17 protein-coding genes and 2 tRNA genes are annotated in these 19,808 nt (G+C 66.8%); 9 read left to right on the top strand and 10 right to left on the bottom strand.

What is annotated here, in order from left to right; translation table 11 throughout:
• Window position 1: 1 nt before the first annotated feature.
• Genes WAS25_RS14665 through WAS25_RS14655 form a run of 3 tightly spaced genes read right to left on the bottom strand, consistent with a single transcriptional unit; the run spans window position 2 to window position 2,904 of the window.
• The gene (locus WAS25_RS14665; protein WP_422313409.1) at window positions 2-943 is read right to left on the bottom strand and encodes a hypothetical protein; all 942 of its coding nucleotides are present in this window, start codon (window positions 941-943) and stop codon (window positions 2-4) included.
• Window positions 944-946: 3 nt separating this feature from the next.
• Window positions 947-1,906, bottom strand: a complete 960-nt coding sequence (locus WAS25_RS14660; RefSeq protein ID WP_422313407.1) for an alpha-ketoacid dehydrogenase subunit beta — start codon at window positions 1,904-1,906, stop codon at window positions 947-949.
• Window positions 1,903-2,904, bottom strand: coding sequence for a PLP-dependent cysteine synthase family protein (locus WAS25_RS14655; protein WP_422313405.1), 1,002 nt, complete (start codon window positions 2,902-2,904; stop codon window positions 1,903-1,905). Before WAS25_RS14655 ends, WAS25_RS14660 begins: the two co-directional genes overlap by 4 nt.
• A gap of 375 nt (window positions 2,905-3,279) precedes the next feature.
• Between WAS25_RS14655 and WAS25_RS14650 the strand changes: the two genes are divergently transcribed.
• Together WAS25_RS14650 and WAS25_RS14645 are read left to right on the top strand one after the other, a co-directional pair.
• Complete coding sequence (locus WAS25_RS14650) at window positions 3,280-4,413, top strand: site-2 protease family protein (protein WP_422313403.1); 1,134 nt, start codon at window positions 3,280-3,282, stop codon at window positions 4,411-4,413.
• A gap of 115 nt (window positions 4,414-4,528) precedes the next feature.
• Window positions 4,529-5,452 carry a lipid kinase gene (locus WAS25_RS14645; protein ID WP_422313401.1) on the top strand — a complete coding sequence of 308 codons (924 nt, stop codon included), beginning with the start codon at window positions 4,529-4,531 and terminating at the stop codon, window positions 5,450-5,452.
• Between the two features lie 141 nt (window positions 5,453-5,593).
• Here WAS25_RS14645 and WAS25_RS14640 read toward each other — a convergent pair whose 3' ends face one another.
• On the bottom strand, window positions 5,594-6,316 hold the full coding sequence (locus WAS25_RS14640) for a hypothetical protein (protein ID WP_422313399.1): 723 nt from the start codon (window positions 6,314-6,316) through the stop codon (window positions 5,594-5,596).
• A gap of 167 nt (window positions 6,317-6,483) precedes the next feature.
• Here WAS25_RS14640 and WAS25_RS14635 point away from each other — a divergent pair, with 167 nt between their 5' ends.
• A complete protein-coding gene (locus WAS25_RS14635) occupies window positions 6,484-8,166 on the top strand; it encodes a DNA repair protein RecN (protein ID WP_422313397.1) in 1,683 nt (560 codons plus the stop codon).
• A gap of 3 nt (window positions 8,167-8,169) precedes the next feature.
• Here WAS25_RS14635 and WAS25_RS14630 read toward each other — a convergent pair whose 3' ends face one another.
• From WAS25_RS14630 to der, 4 genes are all read right to left on the bottom strand, one after another.
• Window positions 8,170-8,850: a response regulator transcription factor gene (locus WAS25_RS14630; RefSeq protein ID WP_422313395.1), complete on the bottom strand. Its 681-nt coding sequence runs from the start codon at window positions 8,848-8,850 to the stop codon at window positions 8,170-8,172.
• 60 nt (window positions 8,851-8,910) lie between these two features.
• A complete protein-coding gene (locus WAS25_RS14625) occupies window positions 8,911-11,235 on the bottom strand; it encodes a M4 family metallopeptidase (protein ID WP_422313393.1) in 2,325 nt (774 codons plus the stop codon).
• Between the two features lie 274 nt (window positions 11,236-11,509).
• Window positions 11,510-12,766, bottom strand: coding sequence for an amidohydrolase family protein (locus tag WAS25_RS14620; protein ID WP_422313391.1), 1,257 nt, complete (start codon window positions 12,764-12,766; stop codon window positions 11,510-11,512).
• Between the two features lie 71 nt (window positions 12,767-12,837).
• Window positions 12,838-14,418 (bottom strand): ribosome biogenesis GTPase Der, encoded by a 1,581-nt coding sequence (gene der / locus WAS25_RS14615; protein ID WP_422313389.1) that lies wholly within the window; start codon window positions 14,416-14,418, stop codon window positions 12,838-12,840.
• Between the two features lie 100 nt (window positions 14,419-14,518).
• On the opposite strand from der, the gene WAS25_RS14610 reads away from it, so the two are divergent.
• Window positions 14,519-14,923 carry a nuclear transport factor 2 family protein gene (locus tag WAS25_RS14610; protein WP_422313387.1) on the top strand — a complete coding sequence of 135 codons (405 nt, stop codon included), beginning with the start codon at window positions 14,519-14,521 and terminating at the stop codon, window positions 14,921-14,923.
• Between the two features lie 220 nt (window positions 14,924-15,143).
• On the opposite strand, the gene WAS25_RS14605 is transcribed toward WAS25_RS14610, so the two are convergent.
• Together WAS25_RS14605 and WAS25_RS14600 are read right to left on the bottom strand one after the other, a co-directional pair.
• Window positions 15,144-15,220 (bottom strand) — tRNA-Asp (locus WAS25_RS14605).
• 28 nt (window positions 15,221-15,248) lie between these two features.
• Window positions 15,249-15,324: transfer RNA gene (locus WAS25_RS14600), tRNA-Val, on the bottom strand.
• A 194-nt stretch (window positions 15,325-15,518) separates the two neighbouring features.
• Here WAS25_RS14600 and WAS25_RS14595 point away from each other — a divergent pair.
• From WAS25_RS14595 to atpG, 5 genes are read left to right on the top strand one after another with little or no spacing between them, the layout of a single operon-like run.
• Window positions 15,519-16,031, top strand: coding sequence for an ATP synthase F0 subunit B (locus WAS25_RS14595; RefSeq protein WP_422313385.1), 513 nt, complete (start codon window positions 15,519-15,521; stop codon window positions 16,029-16,031).
• 2 nt (window positions 16,032-16,033) lie between these two features.
• Window positions 16,034-16,771: a hypothetical protein gene (locus WAS25_RS14590; protein WP_422313383.1), complete on the top strand. Its 738-nt coding sequence runs from the start codon at window positions 16,034-16,036 to the stop codon at window positions 16,769-16,771.
• A complete protein-coding gene (gene atpH, locus WAS25_RS14585) occupies window positions 16,768-17,310 on the top strand; it encodes an ATP synthase F1 subunit delta (protein ID WP_422313381.1) in 543 nt (180 codons plus the stop codon). The genes WAS25_RS14590 and atpH overlap by 4 nt, the downstream gene beginning before the upstream one ends.
• 36 nt (window positions 17,311-17,346) lie before the next feature.
• Entirely contained in the window at window positions 17,347-18,915 is a 1,569-nt protein-coding gene (gene atpA / locus WAS25_RS14580) for a F0F1 ATP synthase subunit alpha (RefSeq protein WP_422313379.1), read from the top strand.
• 4 nt (window positions 18,916-18,919) lie between these two features.
• Window positions 18,920-19,801, top strand: coding sequence for an ATP synthase F1 subunit gamma (gene atpG / locus WAS25_RS14575; RefSeq protein WP_422313377.1), 882 nt, complete (start codon window positions 18,920-18,922; stop codon window positions 19,799-19,801).
• Window positions 19,802-19,808 lie beyond the last annotated feature (7 nt).

Below are 19,808 nucleotides of genomic sequence, written 5' to 3'. Positions count from 1 at the left end.
GTCAGGGCTGCCCGGAAGCGGGGGTGGCAGGAGCGGAGGCCTCGACCAACTCCAGCCAGGTTCCCAGGTGGTGGATGGCGAAGCCCCTGAAGCCCTTCTCGCGGGCGAAGGCCTTCTCTGTGGCCGCCATCTCGCGGGTCAGCGCCGCCGCGCCTCGGTTCCGGAAGGTCACTTTCGGGGGCTGGGCTTCGCCGGTTTCGAGCCCCAGGAGCACGACCTTGCCATGCGCCGTGCCATAGGCGATCTCCTCGCGGGCATGGGCGATGATGCCGTCGGGACCCTCTGCCCGGTTCCGGTAGTCCATGACCGCCACGTAATCGTAGAGGTCCTGCAGGTGGGCGTTCAGGGGCTTGGTGACGCCCTCCCACGCCACGGTGAATCCGTCGTACCAGAAGGGGATCGCCGCGCCCACAAGGAAGTCCTTTCCCGCCAGACGGGCCATGGCCACCCAGTCACGGGATCGAGCAAGGAACATCCGCGACAGGGCGACACGCGTGTCATCGTTCCAGGAATCCAGGGCATGGGGCTCGATGTCCAGGTGGACGCCGTCCAGGCGTTCCCCGGTCTCGGCTGCGGCGTTGTAGTCGAGGAGGTGCTGCATCATGGCGCGGGCGGTCTGGTCCTGCTCAGGCAGCAGGCACTCCCAGGTGGTCATGGGGTACGAGCCCAGCAGCGCCTCGACGCGGAAGCCCGCCGCATGGAGCCGGCCGATGAGGCCTCGGTAGGCCGCCCGCTTGGTCAAGATGGCGTTGCGGTTGCGGTAGTCGTCAGCGAACAGGAACAGCGTACGAAAGCCCTGGGCCCGCAGCAGGCCCGTGACACGGGCTTCGTAGGCCCGGTCATCCAGGAGGCGCAGGGTCTCGGCCTCCCAGACCCAGATGGCCTTCGGGGCGGCCGGTAGGAGCGTGCAGGCCAGGAGCAGGACCAGGGCGCGCAGACTCATCCCTCACCAGGCCAGCAGGCGGTCCAGCTCCGAGCGCACGCGCTCGACGCTGGGCAGGGCGGCAGCTTCCAGGGGCGGGCTGGCCGGCGTGGGCGTGTCTGCGGCCCCGACCCTAAGCACCGGTGCATCGAGCCAAGGGAAGCAAGTCTCGCTAACGCGTGCCGCCAGTTCCGCCCCAGGTCCGTAGGTGCGGCTGGCCTCCGTGAGCACCAGCACCCGGTGGGTGCGCTTGGCCAGGGCGGCGATGGTCTCGTCGTCGAGGGGCCAGAGGGTGCGCAGGTCCAGCACGGCCACATCCAGGTCTGCCACGGCCGCCAGGGCCACCTGTTGGGCCGCCCCGTAGGTGATGATGCAGGCCGAGGCACCATCCTTGCGCAGGGCCGCCTCTCCGAGCCGGGCCGTGGGGGGTTCGTCCCATTGGTCCCTGAGCCTCCGGTAGAGGTGCTTGTGCTCGAAGACCATCACGGGATCCGGATCCTCGATGGCCGCCCGCAGCAGGGCATAGGCATCGCGCACCGTGCCCGGCGCGACGACCTTTAGGCCCGGGCTGCCCAGGAAGTGCCCCTCGGGGTTCTGGCTGTGAAAGGGCCCGCCCCCATTGCCACCGCCGGAGGGCCCCCGGAAGACCGCGGGCACCGAGGGGCCCCAGCGCCAGTGGGCCTTGGCCGCGAAGTTCACCATCAAGTCCGAAGCCAGCAGCGCGAAGTCCATGAATTGGAACTCCGCCACGGGCCGCTGGCCCATGAGGGCGAGGCCGATGGCCGAACCGGCGATGGCCTGCTCGGCGATGGGCGTATCGATCACCCGGTCCGCGCCGAAGCGCGCCAGCAGGCCCTCCGTGGCCCGGAAGGCGCCGCCATAGGCGCCGATGTCTTCGCCCAGGCAGCACACACGGGGATCAGCCTCCATGGCGTCGAACAGCGCCTGGCGGATGGCCTCGAGGTAGGTGCCGGAGAAGCTCATGCCTCAGGCTCGAGCAGGCCGCGCTCGGTGAGCCAGCCATCATTGAAGATGCTGCTGAGGTAACGGCCCGCGCCATCCGGGAACACGGTGACGATGCGGGCGGGGCGGTCCAGGGACGGCAGGTTCTTCGCCACCTCCCGCACCGCCCACAGGGCGGCACCGCTGGACCCGCCGCCGAGGATACCCTCTTCGCGGACTAGCCGGCGGGCGTGGTGGAAGGCCTGGCGGTCCGTGACCTGCAGCATGTCATCCAGCACACCGAACTCCATGGTGGGGATGAGGAACTCGTCGCCGAGGCCTTCGATCTTGTAGGGGCCCGCCACCGGGTTCTGCTCGCCATGGAAGTGGGGCGAGAAGACCGAGCCCACCGGATCCACGGCGATCACCCTGATGTGCGGATCCAGCTCCTTCAGGTAGCGGCCCACGCCACCGATGGTGCCGCCGGTGCCGGCCCCGGCCACCAGATAGTCGATCCGACCCTCCATCTGCGCCCAGATCTCGGGGCCCGTGCCGTGGTAGTGGGCGGCGTTGTTCTCGCAGTTGCCATGCTGGTCGGGAAAGTAGCAGCCAGGCGTCTCCCGGGCCAGCTTGGGCGCCAGGTTGTTGTAGCTCTCGGGATGCTCCGGGGGCAGGCTGGTGTCGGCCTTCTGCACCTCGACGCCCAGGGCCAGCAGTTGATTCAGCTTCTCCTGCGAGATGGTGTCCCGCACTACCACCTTCAGGCGGTAGCCCTTCTGGATGGCCATGAGGGCCATGCCCATGGCCGTGTTGCCCGAGGAGTTCTCGATGATCAGGTCGCCAGGCTTCAAGCGGCCATCGCGCTCGGCGGCCTCGATCATGTACTTCGCGATGCGGTCCTTGCTGCTGCCCATCGGGTTCATGAACTCGAGCTTGGCGAAGACCTCCACCGGCAGGTCTGCGACGACGCGCCGCAGCCGGACCAGCGGCGTGTTGCCGATGGCCTCTAGGACGCTGCCGCAGGGTTTCCGGTAAGGCATGGGGATCCTCCGGCATCCAGTATGACCGGGGGGCCCGAAGGCCCGAGGGATGTCCCCTGACCGGCGGGCGCCAAGCCTCCAGATGGCGGGCGGCCCTGGTCCGGCCTGGTCAGAATCCAGGCCGAAAGGTCTCTGATGTTCTGGTTCGCCCCCTGGAGACTCCAAAGGGCCCTGCCCCCATTGCCGTCCGGCAGCAAAGGGCTGCCTCCTCCAACCACCTCGGTCATGCCATCAGGTCGTGCCGCTTCTCGTGGGATGCCTCAGGCCGCAACGGATTTCAGAGGATGGCCCGGACGGCCCACCCTGGTTGGTGCCAGCGTCCCCATGGCAAGATGGGCGCGTTGGGACAGGCGTCCTGGCGCGCTGGAGGATTGGATGCACTGGGCATTTCGTGTGGCTCGGGTGGCGGGCATTGACATCAAGGTTCACGCCACCTTCTTCCTCATCGTGATCTTCGGCGCCCTCCAGTGGGGCATCCCCCACAGAGGCCGCGGTGCGCTGTTTGGCGCCCTGCTCATCCTGCTGCTGTTCTTCTGCGTGGTGCTGCATGAACTCGGGCACAGCCTGGTCGCCAAGGGGTTTGGCCTTTCGCCCAAGCAGATCGTGCTATTGCCCATTGGAGGGGTGGCGGTGATGAACCGGAACCCCGAAAAGCCGGTTCACGAGCTTGTAATCGCGCTGGCTGGACCCGCTGTGAACGTGCTCATTGCCGGCCTCCTCGTCCTGGTCTTCCACACCTCCGTGTTGGCCGGCCTCAACTCCCAGATGATGCTGGCTCGGGCCAGCGGACCCCCCACCCAAGAGACCATGCTGCTCTGGATCCTGGCCGCCAATGTGAGCCTGGCCCTCTTCAACTTGATCCCCGCCTTCCCTCTCGATGGTGGCCGGGTACTCAGGGCGCTGCTCGCCATGTTCATGGGCTTTTCCAAGGCCACCCGGGCTGCGGCGACCATCGGCCAGTTCCTGGCCATGGCCATGGGCCTCTTTGCCCTGTTCTCCGGCATGTTGATGCTGGCCCTCGTGGCATTCTTCATCTTCATTGGGGCCGGCCGCGAGCGCGCGGATGAAGAGGCGAGGACCGTCCTCGACACCTACAAAGTGGGGGATGCCTCCAACAGCCATGCGATGACCCTGGCGCCGTGGGACAAGGTGTCCCACGTCGTGGACCTCATCCTCACCAGCTATCAACCGGACTTCGCGGTGGTGCAGGGCCCCCAGCTCCTGGGGATCGTGACCCGCCAGGATGTGCTCAAGTCCCTCGTCACCACCGAAGGGGACCCCATCGTGAGCTCCATGATGGTGAGGGAGTGGTTCCAGGCCCAAGCGGATGAGCCCCTGGACGAAGTCCGCCGCCGGATGGAGGCCGCCAGCGTCCGAGTGGCGGCCATCTTCGAGCAGGAGCGCTTCGTGGGCCTGGTGAGCCTTGAGGATATGGCCGAGGCCTTGCTGGTGATCGCCTTCGTGCGCCGCCGCCGGGAGGCGGATGCCCGGTCCAGGCTGGGGGGCTGAGGCCACGGGGGACCCTGGCTCGGTGCACGCTCCAAGCCAGCCGTCCGGCCGGGTGCCCATGCCGCGCCAGGGTGCCGTCCTTCCTTTCACGCGCGATCCAACCGGTCCCAACCCCATGGCCAAACGAGCCCTCCTGCTGATCAACCGCCAAGCGCGAAGGGGCAGGGATTTATTCGCCGAATCGGTCGACCTCCTGAGTCATGCGGGGTTTGAGATCCTCGCCCTGCCGATGCAAGCCATGCAAGATGCTTCCACCTTCATTCTGCAGCAGCGCGAACTCCTCGATCTGGTCGTGGTCGGCGGCGGCGATGGGACCTTGAACACCATCGTGGATGCTCTGGTCGAGGCCCGCCTTCCGCTGGGCATCCTCCCCCTGGGCACGGCCAATGACCTCGCTAGGACCCTCGGCATTCCCAACTCCCTCCCAGAAGCTTGCCGCACCATCGCGGAGGGGCATATCCAATCCATCGATCTCGGGCTCGTCAACGGGAAGTTCTATTTCAATGTCGCAAGCGTGGGGCTCAGCGTCACCATCACCCAGCAGTTGAGTCGGGCGCTGAAGCGGCGCCTGGGGGCGCTGGCCTACGCCTGGACGGCCCTGAAGGTGTTGAGCCGGACCCGACCCTTCCCTGCGACCATCTGGGTTGACGGCGTGTCGATCTCTGTGAACACCATTCAGATCGCTGTCGGCAATGGCCGGTACTACGGCGGCGGCATGTCGGTGGCTCACGATGCGGCCATCGACGACGAGCGCCTGGACCTCTACAGCCTGGAAATCCAGCATGGGTGGCAGATCATCCCACTGCTCTGGAGGCTGCCGAAGGGACGGCAGGGGCTGCTGCCCTGGGTGCGCACGCTCCAGGGACGGGAGATCCGACTGGACACCCCCCGGCCCCACCTCATCAACACCGATGGCGAGATCACGGGATCCACGCCCGCGATCTTCAGGGTCGTTCCGCGGGCCCTGGACGTATTCGCCCCCCGGCCTGCAGCCCTTCCCGATGGGGTTTCCACACCCCGGGAACAACCACCCCCTTGAATCGAGCCTTGAAGCCGGTGGTGCCCGGCGGTGGGTTGGAGCGAACCCGAGAGGTTGGCTTCCGTCTCGGGATGGCCGCGCAAGCCCTCGTGCTCCGACTTGCGCCACCTGGCGGCCCCCGGCGATGACGTGGACCAGAGCCTAGAACCGCACGCCCATCCCTACGCGCCAGCCGTCGAGCCGGGCCCAGGTGTAGAGCTTGTCATTGTCCGCCCCCCCTTCCAGGAGCCGGTAGCCAATGTCCACGTGGGTCCTCGGGCTCGCCTGCCAACGGAGCATGAGGGCCGCATCCACTGCCCGGCCCTGGGGCGCGGCAAGGGCATCGGTCTCGAAGAGCACCGAGAGGGCTCCAGGCAGGCGCCGCTCCACCGACAGGTGCGCCAGGGGAACGAAGCCCACATTGCTGGTGGTGGCCGTGAGTCCGCCCTGGGTGAGCTGCACCTTGGCATCCCGGATCTTCGCCGTGGCGCCCACTTTGAGTGTCCAGGCTTCTGTGGCTACCCAGGTGTAGCGCCAGGTGGCGCGCCAGCTGTTGAACCGGTAGCGGCCCTCCGTGGGTGCCTGGGGCCCGAACACCTTCCCCTCGAATGTCACCGGGGTCTGGAAGACGCCCGTTCCCGTAGCTTCGAAGGGGGCCAGCAGAATGCGGATCCCCTGCCTGGGGCTCAGGTCCCAGGAGACCGTCATCCGCCCGGCCCAGATCGGGTCCTGGCCCAACAGGTCGCCCAGTTCAAAGGTGGTACCGCCCTGGGCGGGCTTCCTCACCTCATTCAGCCGCGACTGCCAGCGGGTGGCCTCCACTTCCACGACACCCTGGGCACCCAGGGGCACTACCATCAGCATTCCCATTCCCAGGAATCGCATCCTACCCTCCTGCGCCCTTGGATGCCGCCATCCGGGACCTGTTCCGGCGGTATGGTTTCACAGCCAAGCGTGTCCAAGATCTCAAGGGCGGGCCTTCCGGGAGCCCATCCCAGGCCGGGCGGGAGGCTGGAGACCGCGCCCCGACGCCCCGGGGCTAGACTGATCCCATGCTCTCCTCGCTCCGCATCCAGAACCTCGCCCTCGTCGAAGACCTGTCCCTGGAGTGGGGACCGGGCTTCACGGTGCTCACAGGGGAGACAGGCGCGGGCAAGTCCCTGTTGGTGGACGCGCTCTCGCTGCTGGTGGGCGCCCGCGGGGACGCGGAGCTGATCCGCCACGGGGCCGACCGAGCCACGGTGGAGGCCGTGGTGGAGGGTCGCTTCGAGGCCTGGCGAACCTTCCTTGCCGAGCGCGGCCTGCCCGAGGAACAGCCCGTGGTGCTGCGCCGCGAGATCGGAGCGGGCCGCAGCCGCGCCTGGATCAATGGGGCCAGCTGCGCCCTGGCCGATCTGCGCGAGGCGGGGCGGCTCTGGATGCGGCTCACCAGCCAGCACGACCACCAGTCGCTGCTGGGAGAAGATAGACACCTCACCCTCATTGACGAGGTGCTGGGGCTGGAGCCCTGCCTGCAGGCCGAAGCCACGACCGTCCGGGAGACCGAAGGCGCCCTGAAGGCCCGGCGCCGCAGTCAGGCTGACCGGGACCAGCGCCTGGAGCAGCTGGCCGAGGCCATCGCCGACCTCGACAAGCTGGCCCCGAAGCCTGGGGAGTGGGCCCAGCTCAAGGCGGACCGGGAGCCCCTGCGCCATGCGGTGCACCTGGAGGGTGCTTTTCGGGAGGCGGCCGAGGCCCTGAACGAGGGGCTCCCCAAGGTCGAACTGGCCCACAAGGCGATGATGCGGGCCGTGGCCCACTGGCCGGACGCTGTGGCCGAGCAGGACCGGCTCCGCTCAGCAGTGCTTGAACTGGAGGATCTGCTCGCCCTGGCCCAGGACCAGGCCCTCCGCTGGTCCGCGGCCGGAGCCGACCGTATCGAGGCCATGGAGGCCCGCCTGGCCCTATATGAACGCCTGGCTCGCCGGCACCGCTGTGAGCCCGAGGAACTGCCCGCCCGGATGCTGGCGCTGAAGGATGAACAGCGCTCCCTTCTTGCCGGAGACGCACCCATCAAGGAGCTGGAAACAGCCCTGGCCCGGGCGGTGGAGACCTACCGTCGTGGCGCCGAGGCCCTGCACGGCCAGCGCACGGCGACCCTGCCCAGGCTGGAGGCCGAGGTGCAGAAGCGCCTGGGCCACCTGGGGATGAAGGGGGCCCGGCTTCAGCTGCGCCTGTCCCTGGCGGAAGAGCCTGGCAGTCCGGTCGAGCAGAGTGGCCGACCGGTGCGGGTGGCCGCCACGGGCTTCTCGGCCCTGGCCATCTGGATCGAGCCCAACCCCGGCGAGGGCTTCCGGCCCCTGGCCAAGATCGCCTCCGGTGGCGAGCTCAGCCGCCTCATGCTGGCCCTGGTGGGGGCTGGGCTGGTCCTGGGGGAGGGCGTTCGTGACGGCCTCACCCTGGTGCTGGATGAAGTGGACGCAGGGCTCGGAGGCGAGACGGCCCTGGCCGTGGGTCAGGCAGTGGCTCAATTGGGGCAGGCCCACCAGGTCCTGGCCGTCACCCACCTCGCCCAGGTGGCGGCCCGGGCGGACCGGCACGGCTGCCTGCGCAAGGAGACCGAAGGGGGCCGCACGCGCAGCGCCCTCAGGTGGGTGGAGGGGGAGGAGCGCACCCGGGAGCTCGCCAGGCTCCTGTCGGGCCAGCCCGATCGTGCCGAGGCCCTGGAACACGCCAAGGTGCTGCTGGAGCGCTGAGGTCTACCTGGCCTCGATGACCAGACCCCGCCCCCGCTGGGTGTGTAGCAGGGGATGGTCGAGGGGGCCGTCCACCTTCGCCCGGAGACGCCGTATCTGGGCATCCAGGGCATTGGGGCTGCGCAGGTCGGGCCGTTGGTTCTCGCCCCCCCAGAGGGCCAAGGCCATCTCATCCCGGCTGACCACCTGGCCGGGGCGTTCCAGTAGGAGGGCCAGCAGCGTGTATTCCTTCGGGGTGAGGCCGAGGCGGCGCTCGCCACGGTGCACCCGGCGCAGGTCCGGTTCCCAGACCAGATCGGCGACGCCCACCCGGCGGAGCCGGGAAGGCATCCGGCTTCGCCGGATGAGGGCCCGCAGTCGGGCTGCCAGCTCCGGCATGGTGAAGGGCTTGCAGAGGTAGTCGTCGGCCCCGGCCTCAAGCCCGCGCACGCGGTGTTCCGGGGTGCAGAGCGTCGTGACGAAGATCAGGGGCGTGGTGATGCCGGACTCCCTCAGCCGCCGGACCAGGTCCATGCCCGGTAGGCCTGGGAGGGCGATCTCGGCGACCAGGGCTTCACAGGCGGAAGCCCTGGCCAGGGCCTCCGGCCCTGTCTTCACCCACTCGCAGATGAACCCCTCCGAGTTCAGGCCCTCGACCATCCGCCGGGCATCGACCTCGTCTGGTTCTGCGATCAGGACCGCCATGGGGGCAGTCTAACGAAAAACAGGGCCGCTGGCGCGGCCCTGTTCCGGGGTGGTCGTACCTCAGCGGGTGAGGGCGAGGTTGTAGGGGGTGGTGGTGCTGGAGCCGCTGTAGGCCTTCACCCGGACATAGAACACCGTGGCAGTTGCGGAGGTGTTCGAGTAGGTGATGGTCTCGGTGGCGGTGGCGCCCAGGCTGCTCTTCAGCTGAGTGCCGCTGCTGTTGTAGAGGTAGAGATCGTAGTCCACGCCCGTGGGGCCGGTCATGTTGATGGTGGCGGTGCGGCCGGGGGCGATGTTGATCTTGAAGTAGTCGTTGTCGGTCGTGGTGCCCATGTAACCGACGATCTTGTTGGCGGTATCGCCGACCACGTTGGCGGTGGTGCGGGTGTTGTTGCTCTCGACCTCATTGAAGGTGGTGCCGGTGCTGGTGTTGCTGGTAGTGAAGCTGACGGCCGTGGAAGAGCCGATGTTGCCGGCGGCGTCATAGGCCTTGGCGACGAGGCTGTGGGTGCCGTTGGTCAGGTTCGCGGAGTTGTAGGTGACGCTGTAGGGCGACGTGGTGTCGGTGCCCACCAGGGCGCCATCGATGTAGAACTCGACCTTGGTGACACCGACGTTGTCGGAGGCGGTGGCGGAGAGGGTGATGGTGCCCGTGGTGCCGGACTCGGAGGCCGTGGCGGTGGGGGCGGTGGTGTCGGTGCTGGAGGACCAGGCGGCGCCCACATTGATGCCGTGGAAGGCGTTCCACACAGCCTGCTCCTCGACGCCACCGGCGCCATAGAGATCCTTGGCCGAGTTGATGGCGGCCGTGCGCGCAGCGGCGTAGTTGGAACTGGCGGTGAGGTAGGTGGTGAGGGCACGGAACCAGATGGCCGAGGCCTTGTCGTTGCCGATGCCCGTCATGCCGGCAGGCAGCAGGGTGGTGCTGGTGTTGCCGGTGGTGGTGGCGCCTACGCTCAGGAAGTAGAAGCAGCGGTTCATGGGGCCGCTGGAGTAGTGGACATCCTTGCTGCCGATGGTGGAGGACCAGGCATCGGGCGAGGCGCCATCCAGGCTGGGCTTGTACATGTAGCGCAAGGGGGTGGAGGAGAGTTGCTCGCCGATGGTCCAGTTGCCGCCGCTGTTGCCGATGGTGGCGCCGGAGCCGCCGCGGGCGTAGAACTCGATCATGGTGCCGAAGATGTCGGAGTTGGATTCGTTCAGGCCGCCCGACTCACCGGAGTAGGTCAGGTTGGCGGTGCGGGCGCAGACGCCGTGGCTCATCTCGTGACCCGCCACGTCCAGGGCGGTGAGGGTTGTGAAGCTGGAGCCGTCGCCGTAGGTCATGCAGAAGCAGCTGTCGGACCAGAAGGCGTTGTCGTAGCTGTTCCCGATGTGCACGCGGCTGTAGGTGGTGCTGCCGGCGCCATCAATGCCATTGCGGCCGTAGACCAGCTTGTAGAAGTCCCAGGACTTGGCCATACCATACATGGCATCCACGGCGGCCGTCTGGCCGTTGGCGGCGGTGGTGGAGCTGCCTTCCACGTAATTGGCGCCGTCACCCCAGGTGTTGTCGGCATCGGTGTAGATGCTCCCGGCGGCAGTTGAGGTGGTGTTGGCGTGGTTCGTGTTGGTGACGTAGTTGCCGGCAGCGCCGCGGGTCATGTCCCGCATCTCGTAGCCACCCGTGACGCTGTTCGTGTTCAGGGTGACCACGCCGTTGTACTGGCTGTTGCCGGTGCCAGTCGCGGCAGTGGTGTGTAGGGTGTTCCACTTCTTCAGGATGGCGCCGGTGTGGGCGTCCACGATGTAGTCGGTGTGCCGGATGCCGTCCAGGTCGTTCTCGAGTTCAGTGTGGACGTGGTAGGCGAGTGCGAAGCGGACCACTTGGCGGGTGACATCCGTGGCGGTCGGTTCCTGGTCCAGAGACTGACGGCCCGCAGGACGGGTGACGACATCAACCTCATGGGGGAAGACCACCAGCTCGGTGGTCGGGGCGTAGGAGAAGGCTCCCTTGGGGGCCAGGTCCAACTGGGCCACGGCCAGGGCCTCACCCGCCACCAGGGAGGGGGTCACGTTGAGGAAGATGTTCTTGTGCAGGGCGTTGGTCAGCGGCAGCTCGGCGCCATCCCGGTCCATGTGCGTGATGGCGTCGCCGCCCCACACCCGCACGCCCTTGTAGTGCTGGGTGAAGTGACCATGGGTCTGGCCCAGGTCATCCGAGTGGGAGGTCCGCAGGTTGAAGGCGTGATCGGCGTCCAGACCCAGCTGGGTGCGGTTCGCGTGGAGGCGGTCAGCAGCGCTGTTCACGCGCAGCGTTTCCTGGGGCGAACGCGCGAACAGGGAACCGGCAGCCAGGGCTGCGGTGATGAAGGACAGGGCCAAACGGCCTTTGGTAGTCGCCATGGGCAACTCCTCACGGGGGGAAGAGGGTTTCACAGCCATCCAGGTTCTTCCGGCCTGGGCGGCTCCCGGCAGATGTGGATGGATCCGCAGCTGCAAGGGGTGAAGTGTGGAAAGAACGGGGGTGTGGGAGTCAGCTTCGAGGCAGACCCTCCCGGCCCTCAAGTTAAGGGTTGTTAATTTTCATGAGAATCAATTCTATTTATTTTGAAATAGATTAATTATAAATATATTAACATTTAATAATCAATTTCGAGATCCGCTTTGCAGGAAATGATCAAGGTTGTTTGAGGACCGTCTTCCCGCCCCTCATGACGAAACGGACCCTTTCCAGGGTGCTGATGTCGGTCAAAGGGTCCCCGTCCACGGCGATCACATCGGCCAGCCGGCCCGGTTCGAGGGTGCCGACCTCGCTCCCCATGCGCAGCAGCTCGGCCGCGACGAGAGTGGCGCTCTGGAGGGCCTGGAGGGGCGTCATGCCGTAGCTCACCAAGTACCGGAAGTCCGCGGCCACCTGACCATGCTCGAAGACGCCGATGTCCGTGCCATACGCGATGGGGATACCGGCCTCCAGAGCGACCTTGAAGCCGGCCTTCCGGAGCGGGAGGATGGCCCTGGCCTTCAGCAGGGAGCCTTCGGGAATCTTGTAAGGGTTGCCGGGCAACAGGATCGACTCCAGCGCGTAGAGGGTCGGTACCAGGAAGGTTCCGCGGGCCTTCATCTCTCTGGCTGTGGCGGGGCTCAGCAGGCTGCCGTGTTCGATGGAGCGGACGCCGGCCAGGGTCGCTTCCAGGATGCCGGCGTCGCCGTGGGCATGGGCGCAGACATCGAGGCCCCGGCGTCGGGCTTCCTCGACGATGGCCTTGAACTCGGGCGGGCTGAAGCTGGGTGCGCCGGGGTCGTCATGGTTGGAGAGCACGCCACCGGTCGCGTGGAGCTTGATGTGGCCCACGCCCCGCTTGTGCCACTCGCGCACCGCGTGCCGCCCTTGGTCAGGGCTGTCCACGATGTGCTCGTCCCCGACATGCACATGGGGCGGGAACCCGTTGAGGTCGCCGTGGCCTCCGGTGATGGACAGCGCCGGGCCCGCCACCAGCAGGCGAGGCCCGGGAATATCGCCCCGAGCGATGGCATCCCGCAGCGCCACGTCGCCGAAGCCTGCGGAAGCCCCCGCGTCCCGCACGGTGGTGAAGCCGGCCTCCAGGACTTTGCGGGCATTCACCACGCCATCGAGCACAAGGGTGCCCGGACTGCGCTTGAGGTAGCCCAATTCCCCCAGGCCTGCGGGAAACAGCAGGTGCGTGTGGCAATCAATGAGGCCGGGCAGGAGGGTCCGATTCCCCAGATCAAGCGTTTCCGCTCCTGCAGGTGGGGGACCGGCCTGGATCCGACCACCCTGGATCCAGAGCTGGCCAGGCGATTCCGCCTTCCCGGTGCGCACATTCAGCAGCCGGGCCGCTCTGAGGATCAGGGGGCGCTCCTGGGCCGACAGGCTCAGGGCGAGGAGGCTGGCAACAACGCAACGAAAGGGCATGGGAACTCCAGGGGGGTGGCCCAGGTTAGCCCAGGCCAGCCACCCTTCCCGCGCAACTTTGAGGTTGGCTTCTACGGCCGCTTGGTGGATTTCTGCCGGACCCGCTTGGGAGGACCGCTGGGACCCTTCCGGGGTGCCTGCTTGGCGGCGGGCTTGGGTCCTTCCTTCTTCTTGGGGCGGGGGCGGGCCTTCACTTTGTCCACCCGCTGAGCCTGGAGGGCCTCGTTGCTGCGGGAGGGCTTCAGTCCCTCGCCGGGATCGAGGATGCGGCGCACCGCGGCGACTTCCGGCTCATCGCCTTCGCCCTTCTGTCGTTTTTGGACGCTGAGGCGCAGGGGCACGCCCGCCAGCCCGAACTGCTCGCGCAGGCGGTTCTCAAGGTAGCGCACATAGCTGAAGTGCAGGCCACGGTCAGTGTTGGCCTTCACCACGAAGCTGGGGGGCCGCACGCCCACCTGCGTCATGAAGTAGAGCTTGGGCAGCTTGCCGTCGATGGCGTGGGGGCTCATGGCGTCCACAGAGCCCCGCAGGAACCGGTTCAGCTCCCCCGTGGGGATGCGCCGGGCGTGGGCCTCCGCCAGTTCGTCGATCATTCCGAAGATTTTTGAGACCCGCTGCCCGGTGAGGGCCGAGAGGAAGATCATTGGCGCGTGGTGCAGGAAGCCCAGGCTGCGGCGGAGGTCCTCTTCCGCGCCGTAGATCGTGTGGGTGTCCTTCTCGACGAGGTCCCACTTGTTCACCACGAGGATGACGGCCGCCCCGGCCTCCTGGGCATAGCCGGCGATGACGGCGTCCTGGTGGGTGGCGCCTTCGACGGCATCCAGAAGCAGGAGGCTGACATCGGCCCGGGCCATGGCCTGCTTGGCCTTCAGGATGCTTAGTTTCTCAGCGCCCTCGTGGGTCTTGCCCTTCTTCCGGATGCCCGCCGTGTCGATGAGACGGTAGACCCGGTCCTTCACATGGATGATGGTATCCACGGTGTCGCGGGTGGTGCCGGCCACCTCGCTGACGAGGCTGCGCTCGTATCCCAACAGGCGGTTGGCCAGGGAGGACTTGCCCACGTTAGGGCGGCCGATGAGCGCGAAGCGGCGCTCGTCCCCGAGAGCATGGGTCTCGGCTTCTTCAGGTGTGCGGTGGAAGGGCAGGCGGGCGCGGATGGCCGCGATCAGTTCGGGAACCCCCGCGCCGTGGGCCGCGGAGATGGCGAAGGCCTCGTCGAAGCCCAGGCCGTAGAAGCCGCCGTCCGGTGCGCCCCCCTTCATGCCGTCCAACTTGTTGATGACCAGCAGTAGTGGCTTGCCCATGCGGCGGAGACGGGCGGCGATCTCCTCGTCCCCGGCGGTGAGGCCATCGTGGCCGTCGACCAAGAGGATGGCCACGTGGGCTTCTTCGAGGGCGGCCTGGGCCATGCGCGTGATGCCCTGGGTGATTACGTCGTCGCCCTCGAAATCGAGGCCGCCCGTGTCCACGAGCTCGAAGACCTCCTCAGCCTCGCCCTCCTCGCCCAGGCAGGTGACGCGGCCGTAGCTGCGGTCCCGGGTCATGCCTGGCAGGTCATGGACCAAGGCCGCCCGGCTGCGGGTGAGCCGGTTGAAGAGGGTGGACTTGCCCACGTTGGGGCGTCCGCACAAGGCGACGAGGGGCAGTTTCATGGTTGTTCCAAGCCTTTCAGTCTATCGAACACCGGCCGAAAGGGCACGGGCGGATTTTTTAAGGGGCCGTTAGAGTGGTGCTTCCGCTTCAGGAGCACCCATGATCCGACCCCTGTCCTGCCTGCTGATGCCTGCGTTGCTGGTGGCAGCACCCACGCCCAAGAACCTCAGCCCTGCCGGCACGGTGGAACGGCAGATTGAGCTGTTCAACGCCCACGACCTGGAAGGCTTTCTGGCGCTCTTTGCAGAGGATGTTGAAATCTCCGAAATCCCCGGCACCTCGGCACCCACCGGGAAGGCCCGGCTCCGGGAGCTCTATGCCGAGCGGTTCAAGGCAAATCCGGACCTGCACGCCTCGGCGAAGGCGCAAATGGTCTCGGGTTCCTTCGTGATCCAGAAGGAGGTCATCAAGGGGCGGGCCGGGAAGGGCGAACCCCTTGAGGCCCTTGTGATCTACCAGGTGAAGGCGGGGAAGATCGTGAAGATGTGGGGGCTTCGGGAGTAGGGGACGCGAGGGCCGGAGTGCCGTCAGCCACGCCGTTCCCCGCCTCTCGGATCGACCCATGCCAGCGGGGGCTCGAACCGCATCCGCGGCGCCCTGCGGGCTTGCGTCCGCCGGTCTCGTTCGGCGGCACATTTAGTGGCGCCTCAGTGAGCCCACTCGCGAGTTCGAGCCCCTGCTTTTATTCCGCCAACAAAAAGGCCCCCGGATGGGGGCCTTTTGTTGGCGGGGCTGACGGGGCTCGAACCCGCGACTTCCAGCGTGACAGGCTGGCACTCTAACCGACTGAGCTACAACCCCTTGCGTTTGTTTCACTTCACCAGAAATCTGGTGGGCGATGACGGGCTCGAACCGCCGACATGCTGCGTGTAAGGCAGCTGCTCTACCGACTGAGCTAATCGCCCGAATCGCCGAACGGAAATCCTCCCACAGGGCCTTGGAAGGGTCAAGGGCAAAGCTCCGGATTGAGGGAATGGGACCAGTCTGGTAGGGTTTTAGGACTCCCGTGCCAGAGGTTCCCGCGGACCATCAGCTGGTGTCGGTGTGACCCTGGCTGAACTGTCGGCCGTGGCCTTGGGATGTTTCTGGAGGGTGGCCTGTGGCGCTGCTGGAACTGGCGAATCTGACGCTCCGATCCCCGCAAGAGGGTGGCCCGGTCGCGCGCATCCTGGCCCAGATGCCGGATCCCATGCGCCCGGACCTGCCGGCCCTGCTCTTCGTGATCGTCCTGCTCGTGGTGCTCTACCTCTACCTCCGGGTGGTGTTCTTCCAGCCCATCACGAAGGTGATGGAGGACCGCGACCGGGACCTGAATGCCGGCGGTGACGCCAAGGCCCAGGCTGCGGCGCTGCTTGAGGCCCGCCAGAAGGACTACCAGTCCCGCCTGAAGGACCTCCGGGCTCAGGCCTTCGAGCGGCGCAAGGCGCTGTCGGACGCGGCCGGCAAGGAGAAACAGCGGCTCCTGGACGAAGCCCGGAGCAAGGCCCAGGCCGAGCGCCTGGCAGCGGTGGAGTCCCTCAAGGCCCAGCAGGCCACGGCCAAGCAGAACCTGTTGGCCCAGGTGGACGCCCTGGCCGAGTCCATGGCCCAGACCCTTCTGAAGCAGGCCTGAGCATGCATAAGCTGACCCGATTCTCCCTGGCGGTTCTGCTGTCCCTCAGCCCCCTGGCTCTGGTGGCCCAGGCCCACGATGCCCACCCGGCCTCGGCCTCCGAGAAGCACCAAGCTCCCGCAGCTGGCCACGAGGCTCAGACCGCTGGCCACGAAGCCCAGCCGGGCGGCGCCCATGTCGCCCCCGGGGAGGCCCACGGCACCGAAGCCCATGGCGGCACCCACCACAAGCCGCCCATGGTCCTGTTCGGCAAGGAATACGGCAACGGGGGCGCCTTCCTCGTCCAGCTGCTGAACTTCGCCATCTACGGTGCGGGCCTCTTCTTCATCCTCAAGGGCGCCCTGTCCGCCATGTTCAAGTCCCGGAAGGAGGAGCTGGAGACCATGCTCGCCCAGGCGGAGCGGGACAAGGCCGAGGGCGAAGCCCAGATGAAGGACATGGAAGCCAAGATGGCCGGGCTCGAAGGCGAGCTTGCAGGCATCCTGGCCAAGGCGGAGACCGATGCCGAGGCCGAGAAGCAGCGCGTACTGGAGGCCGCCAAGGCCGAAGCCGTCGTGATCCTGGCCCAGGCCCAGGCGGAGATCGGCTACCAGAAGCGCCAGGCCGAGCAGGAGCTGCGGGCCCTGGTCGCTGAACTGGCCGTGGAAGGCGCTGCCAAGCGCCTGGAAGCCAAGCTGCAGGGACCTGAGGCCGCCAAGGCCGTGGACCGTGCCATTCAGCAGATCGGAGGCGCCCAGTGAGCAGCCGCCTGACCGCCCGGCGCTACGCCAAGGCCCTCCTTCAGATCGCAGACCAGCAGGGCAACGTGCCCCAGCTTCAGCAGGAGCTGGAAACCGTGGCCGCCACCGTGGCCGCCAATGCCGACCTCTCCCGCCTGGTGGCCTCGCCCCTGGTGCTGCCCACCAAGAAGGCCCAGGTCTTCGAAGCCATCCTCGCCAGCGCCAAGGTGAGCGAGACCATGCGGCACTTCTTCAGGGTGGTGGCCGAGGCAGGCCGCCTGAACCTGCTGCCCGACATTCGCCGCACCTTTGCGGACCAGGTGGACGAGCGGGCCGGCATCGTGGAGGCCAAGGTGACCAGCGCCCAGCCCCTCACGGACGCCCAGGCCAAGGCCCTCATCGTTTCGCTGGGCAACCGTACGGGCAAGACCATCCGCCTCAGCTGGCACCAGGACGCCACGCTCCTCGGCGGCGTGAAGGTCCAGGTGGGCTCCACGGTCCTGGATGCCTCGCTCCAGGGCCAGCTCCGCCAGCTCAAGACGCAGCTTCTCACCGCCTAATTCATTCGCTTTCAACTCGCAGGTTTGGAGGACTTCATGGACATTCGCGCGGAAGAGATCTCCCGCATCATCCGCAGCCAGATCGAGGGCTTCGATGCCCAGGTCGACGTGGCCGAGGTCGGCACCGTGATCAGCGTGGGTGACGGCATCGCCCGCGCCTACGGCCTCGAGAAGGCCATGTCTGGTGAGCTGCTGGAACTGCCCCACGGCGTCATGGGCCTCGCCTTCAACCTGGAAGAGGACAATGTCGGCATCATCCTGCTGGGCGATGCCGCCGCCATCAAGGAAGGCGACACCGTCAAGCGCACCGGGAAGATCATGTCGGTGCCCGTGGGCCCCGCCTTCGTGGGCCGCGTGGTGGATGCCCTGGGCAACCCTATCGACGGTAAGGGCCCCATCCAGGCCGCCAAGACCAACCCAATCGAGCAGATCGCCCCTGGCATCGTGGACCGCAAGAGTGTGCACGAGCCCATGCAGACGGGCCTGAAGGCCATCGATAGCCTGATCCCCATCGGTCGCGGCCAGCGTGAGCTCATTATTGGCGATCGCCAGACCGGTAAGACCGCGGTGGCTGTGGACACGATCATCAACCAGCGCGAGACCGGCGTCATCTGCATCTACGTGGCCATCGGCCAGAAGCGCTCCACCATCGCCCAGGTGGTGAAGACGCTCGAAGAATACGACGCCATGAAGCACACCATCGTGGTGGCGGCCTCCGCCTCCGAAGCCGCCCCGCTGCTGTTCCTGGCCCCCATGACCGGGGCCGCCATGGGCGAGTACTTCATGTGGCATGGCAAAGACGGCCAGCCCAGCAGCAAGGACAACCCCGGCGGCCACGTCCTCTGCATCTATGACGATCTCTCCAAGCAGGCTGTGGCCTACCGCGAGATCTCCCTGCTGGTGCGTCGTCCTCCCGGCCGTGAAGCCTACCCCGGCGACGTGTTCTACCTGCACAGCCGCCTGCTGGAACGCGCCTGCAAGCTCAGCGACGAGCGTGGCGCCGGTTCCATGACCGCCCTGCCCATCATTGAAACCCAGGCCGGTGACGTGTCCGCCTACATTCCCACCAATGTCATCTCCATCACCGACGGCCAGATCTTCCTGGAAGGCGACCTCTTCAACGCGGGCGTCCGCCCGGCCGTGAACGTGGGCATCTCCGTGAGCCGTGTGGGTGGTTCCGCCCAGGTGAAGGCCATGAAGTCCGTGGCCGGCACCATCAAGCTCGACCTCGCCCAGTATCGCGAGCTGGCGGCCTTCGCTCAGTTCGGTTCTGATCTGGACAAGGCCACCCTGGCCCAGCTCAACCGCGGTCAGCGCCTGGTAGAGATCCTGAAGCAGGGCCAGTACAGCCCCATGAACGTGGAGAAGCAGGTGGTCATCATCTGGGCTGCCACCAACGGGTACGTGGACGATCTGCCGGTTGCCCAGGTGCGCCGCTTCGAGGCCGAGTTCATGGCCTACCTCGACGTGAACGCCCCTGAGGTGCTGCGCGGCATTCGCGACACCAAGGTGCTGAGCGATGACGCCAAGGCCCAGCTCAAGGCGCAGATCGTGGCCTTCAAGGAGACCTTCGTGGCCTCCCTGAACCAGCCCGCGGGAGCATAGTCCGATGGCCGGTCTCCAGGACATTCGCCGCCGCATCCGGTCGGTGAAGAACACCCAGCAGGTTACCAAGGCCATGAAGATGATCTCCGCAGTCAAGCTGCGGAAGTCTCAGGAGCGCTTGGTGGCCCTGCGTCCATATGCCAACAAGATGATGCAAGTCGTCCGCCGGGTTGTGGGCCGCATCAAGGGTGATGCCGAGATCCAGCCGGGTCCCACCGCCCAGTCCTTCCTGTCTCCCCGCGAGGAGAAGAACATCCGGGTGGTCCTGGTCGCATCTGACAAAGGGCTCTGTGGCGGCTTCAACGCCAACGTGCTCAAGGCGGCCACGGCTTTCTCCTCGGAGTGTCCGGCCAAGATCGTGCATCTGGATGTGGTGGGCAAGCGGGCCGCCGAGTGGGCGCGGAAGCACAAACTGACCGCTGCCGGGGAGTTCCTCAATGTCCCCCTCACAGGCCTCCAGCGCGTGGTGACGGAAATCTCCGCCAGTGCCGCTGCCCAGTACCAGGCCGGCGAGATCGATGCCCTCTACATCATCTACAACTACTTCAACAGCCCCATGTCCCAGACGCCCACGGTGTCCCGGGTGTTTCCCATGGAACTGGACACCCGCTACGAGGGTCGGGATGCTCTCGAGGTGCCCCACCTCCTCGAGCCGGATCCCAATTCGGTGCTGGAGACCCTACTGCCCCGCTTCGTGGAGACGGAACTGCTCCGCAACCTGCTTGAGAGCAGCGCCTCTGAGCATGGCGCCCGCATGGCGGCTATGGACAAGGCGAGCAACAACGCCGGCGAGATGATCGCCAAGCTGACGCTCACCATGAACAAGATCCGCCAGGCCAGCATCACCAACCAGATCATCGAGATCGTTTCCGGCGCCAACGCCTAGTTTCCAA

Origin of the sequence: Geothrix sp., from assembly GCF_049292215.1 — a bacterium.
GTDB lineage: Bacteria > Acidobacteriota > Holophagae > Holophagales > Holophagaceae > Geothrix.
The sequence above is the reverse complement of the archived record's forward strand: the minus strand, read 5'-3'. Positions and strand labels throughout refer to the sequence as shown.